This window comes from Enterobacter cloacae complex sp. ECNIH7, assembly GCF_002208095.1.
Classification (GTDB): domain Bacteria; phylum Pseudomonadota; class Gammaproteobacteria; order Enterobacterales; family Enterobacteriaceae; genus Enterobacter; species Enterobacter cloacae_M.
Genome location: NZ_CP017990.1, coordinates 4130180 through 4143692 on the forward strand (window position 1 = coordinate 4130180; position 13513 = coordinate 4143692).

General features: G+C 54.7%; 12 protein-coding genes. 3 read left to right on the top strand and 9 right to left on the bottom strand.

Annotation, left to right across the window (positions count from 1 at the left end):
• Positions 1 to 19: 19 nt before the first annotated feature.
• Complete coding sequence (locus WM95_RS20405; protein WP_063409121.1) at positions 20 to 616, top strand: 5-formyltetrahydrofolate cyclo-ligase; 597 nt, start codon at positions 20 to 22, stop codon at positions 614 to 616.
• A 109-nt stretch (positions 617 to 725) separates the two neighbouring features.
• Here the strand turns inward: WM95_RS20405 and serA are convergent, their stop codons facing one another.
• Both serA and rpiA read right to left on the bottom strand, forming a co-directional pair.
• Positions 726 to 1958, bottom strand: coding sequence for a phosphoglycerate dehydrogenase (gene serA, locus WM95_RS20410; protein ID WP_023309113.1), 1233 nt, complete (start codon positions 1956 to 1958; stop codon positions 726 to 728).
• A gap of 266 nt (positions 1959 to 2224) precedes the next feature.
• Entirely contained in the window at positions 2225 to 2884 is a 660-nt protein-coding gene (rpiA, locus tag WM95_RS20420) for a ribose-5-phosphate isomerase RpiA (protein ID WP_014885151.1), read from the bottom strand.
• Positions 2885 to 3011: 127 nt separating this feature from the next.
• On the opposite strand from rpiA, the gene argP reads away from it, so the two are divergent.
• Entirely contained in the window at positions 3012 to 3905 is an 894-nt protein-coding gene (argP, locus tag WM95_RS20425) for a DNA-binding transcriptional regulator ArgP (protein WP_008499727.1), read from the top strand.
• A gap of 42 nt (positions 3906 to 3947) precedes the next feature.
• Here the strand turns inward: argP and WM95_RS20430 are convergent, their stop codons facing one another.
• The 7 genes from WM95_RS20430 to tkt all read right to left on the bottom strand — a co-directional run bounded on the left by WM95_RS20430 (position 3948) and on the right by tkt (position 12337).
• Positions 3948 to 4688, bottom strand: a complete 741-nt coding sequence (locus WM95_RS20430; protein ID WP_023309114.1) for an oxidative stress defense protein — start codon at positions 4686 to 4688, stop codon at positions 3948 to 3950.
• 91 nt (positions 4689 to 4779) lie between these two features.
• Positions 4780 to 5415: an arginine exporter ArgO gene (argO, locus tag WM95_RS20435; RefSeq protein ID WP_063409120.1), complete on the bottom strand. Its 636-nt coding sequence runs from the start codon at positions 5413 to 5415 to the stop codon at positions 4780 to 4782.
• Positions 5416 to 5560: 145 nt separating this feature from the next.
• Positions 5561 to 6415, bottom strand: a complete 855-nt coding sequence (gene mscS / locus WM95_RS20440; RefSeq protein WP_024906566.1) for a small-conductance mechanosensitive channel MscS — start codon at positions 6413 to 6415, stop codon at positions 5561 to 5563.
• A gap of 185 nt (positions 6416 to 6600) precedes the next feature.
• The gene (fbaA, locus tag WM95_RS20445; RefSeq protein WP_008499731.1) at positions 6601 to 7680 is read right to left on the bottom strand and encodes a class II fructose-bisphosphate aldolase; all 1080 of its coding nucleotides are present in this window, start codon (positions 7678 to 7680) and stop codon (positions 6601 to 6603) included.
• 92 nt (positions 7681 to 7772) lie between these two features.
• On the bottom strand, positions 7773 to 8936 hold the full coding sequence (gene pgk / locus WM95_RS20450) for a phosphoglycerate kinase (RefSeq protein WP_023309116.1): 1164 nt from the start codon (positions 8934 to 8936) through the stop codon (positions 7773 to 7775).
• A gap of 49 nt (positions 8937 to 8985) precedes the next feature.
• A complete protein-coding gene (gene epd, locus WM95_RS20455) occupies positions 8986 to 10005 on the bottom strand; it encodes an erythrose-4-phosphate dehydrogenase (protein ID WP_039262970.1) in 1020 nt (339 codons plus the stop codon).
• 340 nt (positions 10006 to 10345) lie between these two features.
• Positions 10346 to 12337, bottom strand: coding sequence for a transketolase (gene tkt / locus WM95_RS20460; RefSeq protein WP_023309118.1), 1992 nt, complete (start codon positions 12335 to 12337; stop codon positions 10346 to 10348).
• Positions 12338 to 12609: 272 nt separating this feature from the next.
• Here tkt and WM95_RS20465 point away from each other — a divergent pair, with 272 nt between their 5' ends.
• The gene (locus tag WM95_RS20465; RefSeq protein ID WP_021242066.1) at positions 12610 to 13368 is read left to right on the top strand and encodes a M48 family metallopeptidase; all 759 of its coding nucleotides are present in this window, start codon (positions 12610 to 12612) and stop codon (positions 13366 to 13368) included.
• The last annotated feature ends 145 nt before the right edge of the window (positions 13369 to 13513 follow it).

Below are 13513 nucleotides of genomic sequence, written 5' to 3' on the forward strand. Positions count from 1 at the left end.
TTTTCTTCTACCGACTACCATGACCCAATTCCCTGAAGTTTCTGCTTCACGCCAGGACATCCGTCAGTTAATTCGTCAGCGCCGCCGTGCGTTAACCGCCGATCGGCAAGTGCATTTTGCCCAGCAGGCCGCCGCCCGTATGATGGCGTATCCCCCTGTCGTGATGGCGCACACCGTTGCGCTGTTTCTGTCATTTGATGGAGAGCTGGATACCCAACCGCTGATAGAGCAGCTCTGGCGCGCCGGGAAGAAGGTCTATCTGCCGGTGCTGCACCCGTTCAGCGAAGGTAATTTGCTGTTTCTGCACTACCACCCGCACAGCGAACTGGTGGTGAATCGCCTGAAAATCACCGAACCGAAACTCGACGTGCGCGATGTGCTCCCGCTGTCACAGCTGGATGTGCTGATTACACCGCTGGTGGCGTTTGACGAACAGGGCCAGCGTTTAGGGATGGGCGGCGGTTTTTATGACCGGACGCTGCAAAACTGGCAGCAGTACGGGTTGCAGCCGGTGGGCTATGCGCATGATTGTCAGGGCGTGGAGGCGTTGCCGGTGGAGAAGTGGGATGTGCCGTTGCCGGCGGTGGTGACGCCGTCGAAGTTGTGGGAATGGTGAATCAAACGTGCGGCCTGATGCCCTCACCCCAGCCCACTCCCACTGGGAGAAGGTGAAAACATAAAAAAACGGTAACTATCGTTACCGTTTTGCATTTACCTCGCCACAATTAGTACAGCAGACGCGCGCGAATTGTCCCCTGAATCGCCTTCATGCTCTGCAGCGCTTTCTCGGCAACATCGTCATCCGCTTCGATATCAATAACCACGTAGCCCATCTGCGAGTTCGTCTGCAGATACTGCGCGGCAATATTGACGCCCTGCTCGGCAAAGATCTGGTTAATCGCGGTCAGCACGCCTGGACGGTTTTCGTGGATGTGCAGCAGACGACGACCACCGTGCAGCGGCAGAGACACTTCCGGGAAGTTCACGGCAGAGAGCGTAGAACCGTTGTCGGAATATTTGCTCAGCTTACCCGCCACTTCCAGGCCAATATTCTCCTGCGCTTCCTGGGTAGAGCCGCCGATGTGCGGCGTCAGGATCACGTTGTCGAACTCGCACAGCGGAGAGGTAAACGGATCGCTGTTGGTCGCAGGCTCCGTCGGGAAGACGTCGATGGCCGCGCCCGCCAGGTGCTTACGCTTCAGCGCATCCGCCAGGGCCGGGATATCGACAACCGTGCCGCGCGCGGCGTTAATCAGCAGTGAGCCCGGCTTCATCAGCGCCAGCTCTTCCGCGCCCATCATGTTTTTGGTGGACGCATTTTCCGGCACGTGCAGGCTCACCACGTCGCTCATGTTCAGCAGGTCAGACAGGTGTTGAACCTGGGTCGCATTGCCCAGCGGCAGCTTGCTTTCGATATCATAGAAAAACACGTGCATGCCCAGGGATTCCGCCAGAATACCGAGCTGCGTACCGATGTGGCCGTAACCGATAATCCCCAGTTTTTTACCACGCGCTTCATATGAGCCGGACGCCAGCTTGTTCCACACGCCGCGGTGCGCCTTGGCATTCGCTTCTGGAATGCCGCGCAGCAGCAGCAGCAGTTCGCCGATCACCAGCTCCGCCACGGAACGGGTGTTGGAGAACGGGGCGTTGAAGACGGGAATACCGCGTTTGGCGGCAGCATTCAGGTCAACCTGGTTGGTACCGATGCAGAAGCAGCCGATAGCCACCAGCTTTTCCGCAGCGGCAATAACCTCTTCAGTCAGGTGAGTACGGGATCGCAGGCCAATGAAGTGGGCATCACGGATGGACGCTTTCAGCTCTTCGGTATCGAGCGCGCCTTTGTGAAATTCGATGTTGGTGTAACCTGCCGCACGAAGGCTATCGATTGCTTTTTGATGCACGCCCTCGACCAGCAGGAATTTAATCTTGTCTTTCTCCAGTGATACCTTTGCCATTTACCCGACCCTGTTTTTGTCTGAACTGATGTTGTGCTGGATATGAATCCGCTGTAGCCAACATATCAAAAAAAACTATTGCAGCAATATGAACGTTTGCGTCAGCACTCTGAAGAAAAGTCATACAGAGCAAAATGTCAGAGGAAAATGCTATGGAAATTTACAAACGCGGCAGGATCGGCAAAAGAGACGGAAAAACGTGACACAAGTCACCGAATTTAGCTTTTCAAAAATTTTTTAGCGGGGGGAGGACTCCCCCCGTCAGATCATTTTACGATGGTTTTCACGCCGTCAGCAGTGCCAATCAGCGCCACATCCGCGCCACGGTTGGCGAATAGCCCTACGGTCACTACGCCTGGGATAGCATTGATAGCATTTTCCAGCGCAATCGCGTCGAGGATTTCCAGACCGTGAACATCGAGGATCACGTTACCGTTATCGGTGACTACGCCCTGACGATATTCCGGACGACCGCCCAGCTTCACCAGCTGACGGGCAACCGCGCTACGGGCCATTGGGATCACTTCGACCGGCAGCGGGAAATTACCCAGAATGTCGACCTGCTTGGAGGCGTCCGCGATGCAGATAAACTTGTCCGCAACGGAGGCGATGATCTTCTCGCGCGTCAGCGCCGCGCCGCCGCCTTTGATCATCTGCATGTGGCCGTTGATTTCATCCGCGCCATCAACGTAAATCCCCAGACGATCCACTTCGTTGAGATCGAAAACGGTAATGCCGAGGCTTTTCAGCTTTTCCGTGGAAGCATCAGAGCTGGAAACCGCGCCCTCGATTTGCCCCTTCATCGTGCCCAGCGCATCGATAAAGTGTGCCGCGGTTGATCCCGTACCGACACCGACAATGGTACCCGGCTGCACGTACTGGAGAGCGGCCCATCCTACTGCTTTTTTCAGTTCATCCTGCGTCATGATCGTTTTGCCTGTGGTGTGAAAACTCAGGGCGCATTATAGAACACGTCGAATGGAATTCGTCTGCCACGAAGGGAAAATTGTGTCATAGTGCAGAATAAGCAAAATTAAGGAGCCAGCCAGAGCAATGAAACGTCCGGACTACAGAACACTACAGGCACTTGATGCAGTTATTCGTGAACGCGGTTTTGAGCGCGCGGCGCAAAAGCTTTGCATCACCCAGTCCGCCGTATCACAGCGTATCAAACAGCTTGAAAACATGTTCGGCCAGCCGCTGCTGGTGCGCACCGTGCCGCCACGTCCAACCGAGCAAGGGCAAAAGCTTCTCGCCCTGCTGCGCCAGGTTGAACTGCTGGAAGACGAGTGGCTGGGTGACGAACAAACGGGCTCTACGCCGCTGCTGCTCTCTCTGGCGGTCAACGCCGACAGTCTGGCAACCTGGCTGCTGCCGGCCCTTGCGCCGGTATTAGCGGACTCCCCTATCCGCCTGAATTTACAGGTTGAGGATGAAACCCGTACCCAGGAACGCCTGCGTCGCGGTGAAGTGGTTGGGGCGGTCAGTATCCAGCCTCAGGCCTTGCCAAGCTGTCTTGTCGATCAGTTGGGCGCGCTGGACTATCTGTTTGTGGGTTCAAAAGCCTTTGCCGAGCGCTACTTCCCGAACGGCGTCACCCGCGCCGCGCTGCTGAAAGCCCCTGCAGTGGCGTTCGACCATCTGGACGATATGCATCAGGCGTTCCTGCAGCAAAACTTCGATCTGCCGCCGGGCAGCGTGCCGTGCCATATCGTCAACTCGTCTGAAGCCTTTGTGCAGCTTGCGCGTCAGGGCACCACCTGCTGCATGATCCCGCATCTGCAGATTGAGAAAGAGTTGAAAAGCGGTGAGCTGATTGACCTGACGCCGGGGCTGTATCAGCGCCGGATGCTCTACTGGCACCGTTTTGCGCCGGAAAGCCGCATGATGCGCAACGTCACCGACGCGCTGCTGGCGTACGGGCACAAGGTGTTGAGACAGGATTAATCGCTTGAATTCCCTCTCCCTGCGGGAGAGGGTGAGGGCAAATTACTGCGCCTTAGCCGCCTCAGTTTGCTGAGTTTGAGTTGGCTCCAGCTGGAACACCACATCCACCTGATCGTCGAACTGAATGGTTGGCTGCTCGTATGTTTCCTGAGCAGACACCGGGGCTGCATCAGCCTTCATCATCCGTACCATCGGGCTTGGCTGGTAGTTAGAGACGTGGTAACGCACGCTGTAAACCGGGCCGAGCTTGCTCTTAAAGCCTGAAGCCAGCTGTTCCGCCTGGTGAATGGCATCATCAATCGCCGCTTTACGCGCTTCGTCTTTGTATTTTTCCGGTTGCGCAACGCCCAGCGACACTGAACGAATTTCGTTAAGACCCGCCTTCAGCGCGCCATCCAGCAGCGAGTTAAGCTTATCCAGCTGACGCACGGTCACTTCGACGGTACGCACGGCACGGTAGCCTTTCAGGATGCTTTTACCATTCTGGTAGTCATAATCGGGTTGAGTACGCAGGTTCGCGGAGTTGATATCTTTTTTACCGACACCGTTCTGCTCAAGGAAAGAGAGGTATTGCGCAACACGATCGTCAGCCTGCTTCTTGGCAGATGCCGCATCTTTCGCAGACACATTGACTTCAATTGCCAGCGTTGCGACATCGGGTACCGCGTCCACGCTTGCGGTGCCTGAAGTGACGATGTGCGGGCCATCCGGCAGTTCACTTGCCTGCACCGACACCGCACCAAAACTTACTAATGCCGCCAGGGCCATCACCTTAAACTTCACTGTTATTCCTCCATGTTGCGAAGAGTGCCCATTAACAGGGCGCATGCCAGCAAGCTTAGCGGGTCTTGTTCAGTTGTCCATAAGACAAGGATTAGTTGAACAATTCCTGAACGTGGTGAATCCCCTCTTTTGCCAGCTGAAAGGCAATAAACCACATCACCAGCCCTACCAGAGTGTTGATGATGCGCTGGGCTTTGGCCGTACGCAGACGAGGAGCCAGCCATGCAGCCAGAATGGCGAGGCCGAAGAACCAGAGGAAAGAGGCGCTAACCGTACCCAGCGCAAACCAGCGTTTCGGCTCAACGTCCAGCTGCCCGCCGAGGCTGCCCAGCACCACGAAGGTGTCCAGATAAACATGCGGATTAAGCCAGGTGACCGCCAGCATAGTAACGATAATCTTCCAGCGGCCCTGCTTCATGACTTCCGCGCTCGCCAGTTCGAGGTTGCTGCTCATCGCCGTTTTCAGGGCACCAAAACCGTACCAGAGCAGAAACGCCACGCCGCCCCAGGTGACCATCGCCAGCAGCCAGGGAGACTGCATGAGCAATGCGCTGCCGCCAAAAATCCCGGCACAGATCAGCAATAAATCGCTTACCGCACACAGCAGGGCAATCATCAGATGATACTGGCGGCGAATGCCCTGGTTCATCACAAACGCATTTTGCGGGCCAAGGGGAAGGATCATGGCCGCACCTAAGGCAAGCCCTTGAAAATAATAAGATAACATAACGAAATTCTCACAGTATTGTTCTTGAAGGAGACTATACTGCGCGAATTACATTAGAGGAAATTGATAATATTAATTGGGTATTAGCAGCACTTATAAGAATAAAGCCCGGTGGCGCTAGCGCTTACCGGGCCCGCGGGGGAAGTTATTCGGCTTCTTTGACTTTTTTGACGTTTACGTCCATCTGAGGGTACGGGAAGCTGATGCCGTTGGCATCGAAGTCGCGCTTAATGCGCTCCAGCACGTCCCAGTACACGTTTTGCAGATCGCTGCTTTTGCTCCAGATACGCACCACGAAGTTAATGGAGGACGCGCCCAGTTCGTTGAGGCGAACCGTCTGCTCTTTATCTTTCAGAATACGATCGTCTGAGGCGATGATGTTGCTAATTAGCGACTTCACCTGATCGATGTCGGAGTCGTACGCCACGCTGATAATCAGTTCGTTACGACGCACCGGCTCACGGGAGAAGTTAATGATGTTGCCCGCGATGATTTTCCCGTTCGGCACGACCACGATGCGGCCATCGACGGTACGCATGGTCGTTGAGAAAATCTGCACCTGCAGCACGGTCCCGGCAATGCCGCCAAGGTCAACGTATTCGCCGGAGCGGAATGGACGGAAGGTGACCAGCAGAACGCCTGCCGCCAGGTTTGACAGCGAGCCCTGCAGCGCCAGACCAATAGCCAGACCGGCGGCACCGAGAACGGCAATGACGGAAGCGGTCTGCACGCCCACACGGCCCAGCGCCGCAATCAGCGTAAAGGCGATAATGCCGTAGCGCACCAGTGCGGAGAGGAAGTCAGCCACCGTGGCGTCAATGTGACGGGCCAGCATTACGCGATTAACCGCGTTCGAAACGATACGCGCCACAATCATCCCGACGATGATGATGGCAATCGCCGCGACAATGTTCACGGCATAGCTCAGCAGCAGGGCCTGGTTGCGCACCAGCCAGTTACCGGCGTTATTGATGCTGTCTACAACATCGAGTTGTTCCATTTATTCTTCCTTTTGTTAAACCAAAACACAAAATCCATCCCCCATGGAGACAGGCAGGTCAGTAAAGGGTAAACAAAAAGCACCGGCTTTGCCAAACAGATCACAAAAACAGGTCTGACAGGGTATTGAAAAAGCATAAAAAAGGCCCGCATTTGCGGGCCTTCTGATGCTGTTAGCAGCTCAAATTACAGAACGTCGATTGCGTTCAGTTCTTTGAAAGCCTGCTCCAGACGGGTCACCATGGACGTCTGGGCTGCGCGCAGCCATACGCGTGGATCGTAGTATTTCTTGTTCGGCTGGTCTTCGCCTTTCGGGTTGCCCAGCTGGCCCTGCAGGTAAGCTTCGTTCGCTTTGTAGTACTGCAGGATACCGTCCCAGGTTGCCCACTGGGTATCGGTATCGATGTTCATTTTCACAACGCCGTAGCTTACGGAATCTTTGATTTCCTGAGCAGAAGAACCGGAACCGCCGTGGAAGACGAAGTTCAGGCTATTGTGCGGCAGGTTGTGTTTCTTAGAAACGTATTCCTGAGAATCACGCAGGATGGTTGGGGTCAGAACCACGTTACCTGGTTTGTAAACGCCGTGTACGTTACCGAAGGACGCTGCGATGGTGAAGCGTGGGCTGATTTTGCTCAGCTCGGTGTAAGCGTAATCAACGTCTTCTGGCTGGGTGTACAGTGCAGAAGCGTCCATGTGGCTGTTGTCCACGCCGTCTTCTTCACCACCGGTGCAACCCAGTTCGATTTCCAGGGTCATGTCCATTTTAGCCATGCGCGCCAGGTATTTGGAGCAGATTTCGATGTTTTCGTGCAGTGACTCTTCAGACAGGTCGATCATATGAGAAGAGAACAGTGGCTTACCGGTAGCCGCGAAGTGTTTTTCACCCGCGTCCAGCAGACCGTCGATCCACGGCAGCAGTTTCTTCGCGCAGTGGTCAGTGTGCAGGATAACTGGAACACCGTAGTGCTCAGCCATCTGGTGTACGTGGTGCGCACCAGAGATAGCGCCCAGGATTGCAGCACCCTGAGGAATGTCAGTTTTCACGCCTTTACCTGCGATGAACGCAGCGCCGCCGTTAGAGAACTGAACGATAACCGGTGCTTTAACTTTAGCGGCAGTTTCCAGTACGGCATTGATGGAGTCGGTACCCACGCAGTTAACTGCTGGCAGAGCGAAGTTGTTTTCTTTAGCTACCTGGAACACTTTCTGTACGTCATCACCAGTGATAACGCCAGGTTTTACGAAATCAAAAATTTTAGACATGTTGCTTAGTCCTGTATCTTCGGCCGTTAGAAAAGGTGCGAGCTCTTAAAAGCGCGCTGAAAATTGGGCAGGTTTCCCTGCCCTTGAATGGCTTACTTCTTAGCGCGCTCTTCGAGCATTGCTACTGCTGGCAGTACTTTGCCTTCCACGAATTCGAGGAATGCGCCGCCACCAGTGGAGATGTAGGAGATCTTGTCAGCGATACCGAACAGGTCGATTGCTGCCAGGGTGTCACCACCGCCTGCGATAGAGAACGCTTCGCTGTCTGCGATAGCGTTAGCAACAATTTCAGTACCTTTGCGGAAGTTCGGGAATTCGAACACGCCAACAGGACCGTTCCACAGGATAGTTTTCGCGTTTTTGAGGATTTCAGCCAGTTTCTGTGCAGAAACGTCGCCCAGGTCCAGAATCTGCTCTTCGTCTTTGATGTCGTTGACAGATTTCAGAGTCGCGGTTGCGGTCTCGGAGAACTCGGTCGCGACGCGAACGTCAGTTGGAACCGGGATATCACAGGTACCCAGCAGGCGTTTGGCTTCGTCAACCAGGTCTGCTTCGTACAGGGATTTGCCCACGTTGTGGCCCTGAGCGGCAACGAAGGTGTTCGCGATACCACCGCCAACGATCAGCTGGTCAGCGATTTTAGACAGGGAATCCAGAACGGTCAGTTTGGTGGAAACTTTAGAACCACCAACGATAGCGACCATCGGACGAGCAGGTTCTTTCAGTGCTTTACCCAGCGCTTCCAGTTCGTCAGCCAGCAGAGGACCGGCACACGCAACGTCTGCGAATTTACCGATACCGTGGGTTGACGCCTGAGCACGGTGAGCCGTACCGAATGCATCCATCACGAACACGTCGCACAGTGCAGCGTATTTTTTGGACAGAGTTTCGTCGTCTTTCTTTTCGCCTTTGTTGAAGCGAACGTTTTCCAGAACAACCAGTTCACCGGCTGCCACTTCAACGCCGTCCAGGTAATCTTTAACCAGGCGAACCGGGTTGGACAGTTTGTCTTTCAGGTAATTAACCACTGGCAGCAGAGAGAACTCTTCGTTGTACTCGCCTTCAGTTGGACGACCCAGGTGGGAGGTGACCATCACTTTCGCGCCCTGCTTCAGAGCCAGTTCGATGGTTGGCAGTGATGCACGGATACGCGCGTCGCTGGTCACTTTGCCATCTTTAACCGGCACGTTCAGATCGGCACGGATGAAAACGCGTTTACCAGCCAGATCCAGATCGGTCATCTTAATTACAGACATGGTGAATCCTCTCGTTGATTCTTAAAGTTTTGCAGACGCACAATGCGTCTTACCTGAAACCTTGAGCGGCCATTGCTAACGTGGTGTCGAGCATTCGGTTAGCAAAGCCCCATTCGTTATCACACCAGACCAGCGTCTTGATAAGGTGCGCGCCACTGACCCTCGTTTGCGTGCCATCGACGATGGCGCTGTGCGGGTCGTGGTTAAAATCTACTGAGACCAACGGTAATTCCGTATAGTCAACTATACCATGAAATGCCCCCTGTGCCGCTTTTTGCAGCAACAGGTTGACTTCACAGGCTTTTACCGGTTTTTTCACCGTCACGCTAAGATCGATTGCGGTGACGTTAATCGTCGGGACACGCACGGCAATCGCTTCAAACCGGTCATTAAACTGCGGAAAAATACGGGTGATCCCTGCCGCCAGTTTCGTATCCACCGGAATGATTGACTGGCTCGCCGCGCGAGTGCGCCGTAAATCCGGGTGGTAGGCGTCAATCACCTGCTGATCGTGCATGGCGGAGTGAATTGTGGTCACAGTGCCGGATTCAATGCCATACGCATCGTCTAACAGTTTGATGACCGGAATAATGCAGTTAGTGGTACAGGAGGCGTTGGAAACAATGCGGTGTTCGGCCTGCAGCTCATGCTGGTTGACGCCAAACACGACGGTCGCGTCGAGGTCGTTACTGCCGGGATGAGAAAACAGGACTTTTTTCGCGCCTGCTGCAAGATGCGCTTCGCCATGTTCGCGGTTGCCGTACACGCCGGTACAGTCCAGCACCACATCCACACCCAGTTCACGCCAGGGTAGCCCGGAGATGCTGTTCTCATGCAGCACGCGAATAGCGTCGTCACCCACAAACAGCTGTTCTCTTTCCTGGCGTACGTCCCAGGCAAAGCGTCCGTGGCTGGTGTCATATTTCAATAAATGCGCCATGCCCGTAGCATCCGCCAGTTCATTGATTGCCACCACGGTTATTTCCGCCCGACGTCCGGATTCATATAAAGCACGAACCACGTTACGTCCGATGCGACCGAAGCCATTAATCGCTACGCGTACGGTCATAGATCTCCTGCAAAGCAATCCCTGAGTTTGAGGTGGCTGAAAGAGTAATCCAGCCACGCCCGAAGGGGAATCCTTGCTGTCACAAACTGCGATTGATTGGTCAATTGTCGAACATTTAATCGACTGAAACGCTTCAGCAAGAATAAGCGAATCGGGGAATAAAAGGAATGTCTGTCCAGATGAATAAGCGCGCTATATGACTTGCGTCACATTTTAAGTGGAATAATGGCGGCAAGGTAAAAGCAAAACGGTAACCGAGAGGTTACCGTTTTTTAGTGTTTGCACCCTCTCCCGTGGGAGAGGGCTCGGGTGAGGGCATCAGCCCGCACCCTACAAACGATTACAGCAGTTCTTTCGCTTTCGCGACAACGTTCTCAACGGTGAAGCCGAACTCTTCGAACAGCTGTTCTGCAGGAGCAGATTCACCGAAGGTGGTCATACCGACGATGGCACCGTTCAGGCCCACGTATTTGAACCAGTAGTCAGCGATACCCGCTTCCACTGCCACGCGAGCGGAAACCGCTTTAGGCAGCACGGATTCACGGTAAGCGGCATCCTGCTTGTCGAACGCGTCGGTAGACGGCATGGAAACCACGCGCGCTTTCACGCCTTCGGCAGTCAGTTTTTCCCACGCTGCAACCGCCAGTTCAACTTCAGAACCGGTGGCGATGAAGATCAGCTCCGGCTGACCCGCGCAATCTTTCAGCACGTAACCACCGCGAGCGATGTTCGCCAGCTGCTCTGGAGTACGCTCCTGCTGTGCCAGGTTCTGACGGGAGAGGATCAGCGCGGTTGGACCGTCCTGACGCTCAACGCCGTATTTCCACGCCACCGCGGATTCAACCTGGTCACATGGACGCCATGTGCTCATGTTCGGGGTCACGCGCAGGGAAGCCACCTGCTCTACCGGCTGGTGAGTTGGACCATCTTCACCCAGACCGATGGAGTCGTGGGTGTAGACCATCACCTGACGCTGTTTCATCAGCGCGGCCATACGCACGGCGTTACGTGCGTATTCAACGAACATCAGGAAGGTAGAGGTGTACGGCAGGAAACCACCGTGCAGGGAGATACCGTTGGCAATCGCGGTCATACCGAATTCACGTACACCGTAATGGATGTAGTTACCGGCAGTATCTTCGTTGATTGGCTTAGAACCAGACCACAGGGTCAGGTTAGATGGCGCCAGGTCAGCGGAGCCGCCCAGGAATTCTGGAAGCCATGGGCCGAACGCTTCAATCGCATTCTGAGACGCTTTACGGCTCGCGATTTTAGACGGGTTCGCCTGCAGCTTAGCGATGAATTCGTTGGCTTTCGCGTCGAAGTCAGACGGCATTTCACCTTTCATACGACGGGTGAATTCAGCCGCTTCCTGCGGGAACGCTTTCGCATAGGCAGCGAATTTCTCGTTCCAGGCCGCTTCTTTCGCCTGGCCTACTTCTTTTGCATCCCACTGAGCGTAGATCTCAGATGGGATTTCGAATGCAGGGTGTTTCCAGCCCAGCGCTTCGCGGGTCAGTGCGATTTCCGCATCACCCAATGGCGCGCCGTGGGAGTCGTGAGTACCCGCTTTGTTCGGGGAGCCGAAGCCGATGATGGTTTTGCACATCAGCAGGGACGGTTTGTCCGTCACCGCGCGCGCTTCTTCCACTGCACGTTTAATCGAGTCAGCATCGTGACCATCAACGCCACGCACTACGTGCCAGCCGTAGGCTTCGAAACGTGCTGCGGTGTCGTCGGTGAACCAGCCTTCAACGTGACCGTCGATGGAGATACCGTTGTCGTCATAGAACGCAACCAGTTTGCCCAGCTTCAGGGTACCTGCCAGGGAGCACACTTCGTGAGAAATGCCTTCCATCATGCAGCCGTCGCCCATGAACGCGTAGGTGAAGTGGTCTACGATGTCGTGACCAGGACGGTTGAACTGCGCCGCCAGCGTCTTCTCGGCAATCGCCATACCCACAGCGTTAGCAATACCCTGACCCAGCGGGCCGGTGGTGGTTTCTACGCCAGCGGTGTAACCCACTTCCGGGTGACCTGGAGTTTTGGAGTGCAGCTGACGGAAGTTTTTCAGCTCTTCAATTGGCAGATCGTAGCCGGTGAGGTGCAGCAGGCTATAGATCAGCATTGAGCCGTGGCCGTTGGACAGCACGAAGCGGTCGCGGTCAGCCCATGACGGGTTCTGCGGGTTGTGGTTCAGGAAATCACGCCACAGGACTTCGGCGATATCAGCCATACCCATAGGAGCCCCTGGGTGGCCGGATTTGGCTTTCTGTACTGCGTCCATGCTCAGCGCACGAATAGCATTAGCAAGCTCTTTACGTGAGGACATTTTAACTCCAGATCGGACTGTTAAAGGCCATGCCCTTGACGACAGCGCGTTTTGGGCTACGCCGGAAAAAAGTGCCAACAATGTAACCCAAGCCGCAAGTCATGTACATGGAGCATTCTTTTGCTTGTTAAGAAATCTCTGGATCATGCTCGCATGTTGCGCAATCTGCTCGCCCGGCCCTGCAGATATTCCTTATACTTAGCCCGACACCGGCTTCGCTGACGGTGCCCTTTTCGGATTTTATTCAGTTTAACGAGTACGGAAGCAACCTCATGAAAATGCGTGCAATAGTGCTGGCCCTGGGTACAACGCTCCTGCTGAGCGGCTGTCAGAATATGGATTCTAACGGTCTGATGACGTCAGGCGCAGAGGCCTTTCAGGCCTATTCCCTGAGCGATGCGCAGGTGAAAGCGCTGAGCGACCAGGCCTGTAAAGATATGGACGGAAAAGCCACGCTTGCGCCGGCTAACAGTACCTACACGCAGCGTCTGAATAAGATTGCTTCCGCGCTGGGCGACAACATCAACGGCCAGCCGGTGAACTACAAGGTGTACATGGCGAAAGACGTGAACGCCTTCGCGATGGCGAACGGCTGTATCCGCGTCTATAGCGGACTGATGGACATGATGACCGACAACGAAGTGGAAGCAGTGATCGGCCACGAAATGGGCCACGTTGCCCTGGGCCACGTGAAGAAAGGGATGCAGGTTGCCCTGGGCACCAATGCCATCCGCGCAGCGGCGGCCTCAGCGGGCGGTATCGTTGGCAGCCTGTCGCAGTCACAGCTTGGCGACGTGGGTGAAAAGCTGGTTAACTCTCAGTTCTCACAGCGTCAGGAGTCCGAGGCGGATGACTACTCATACGATCTGTTGCGCAAACGCGGCATTAATCCATCAGGCTTAGCCACCAGCTTCGAAAAACTGGCCAAGCTGGAAGCCGGACGCCAAAGCTCCATGTTTGACGATCACCCTGCCTCAGAAGAACGCGCACAGCATATTCGCGACCGTATGGCCGCAGACGGAATTAAATAATTTCAGAAGGAGGCAATTTTGCCTCCTTTTATTTCGCATGAATTGTTAACTTAACAGCACGTATCGATACCCCCCCTGAAAGCCCCGCCAAATCTGCCCTATCGCATTGAAATGTCTGGTCACATAATTATTGCAAAGGTCTCTT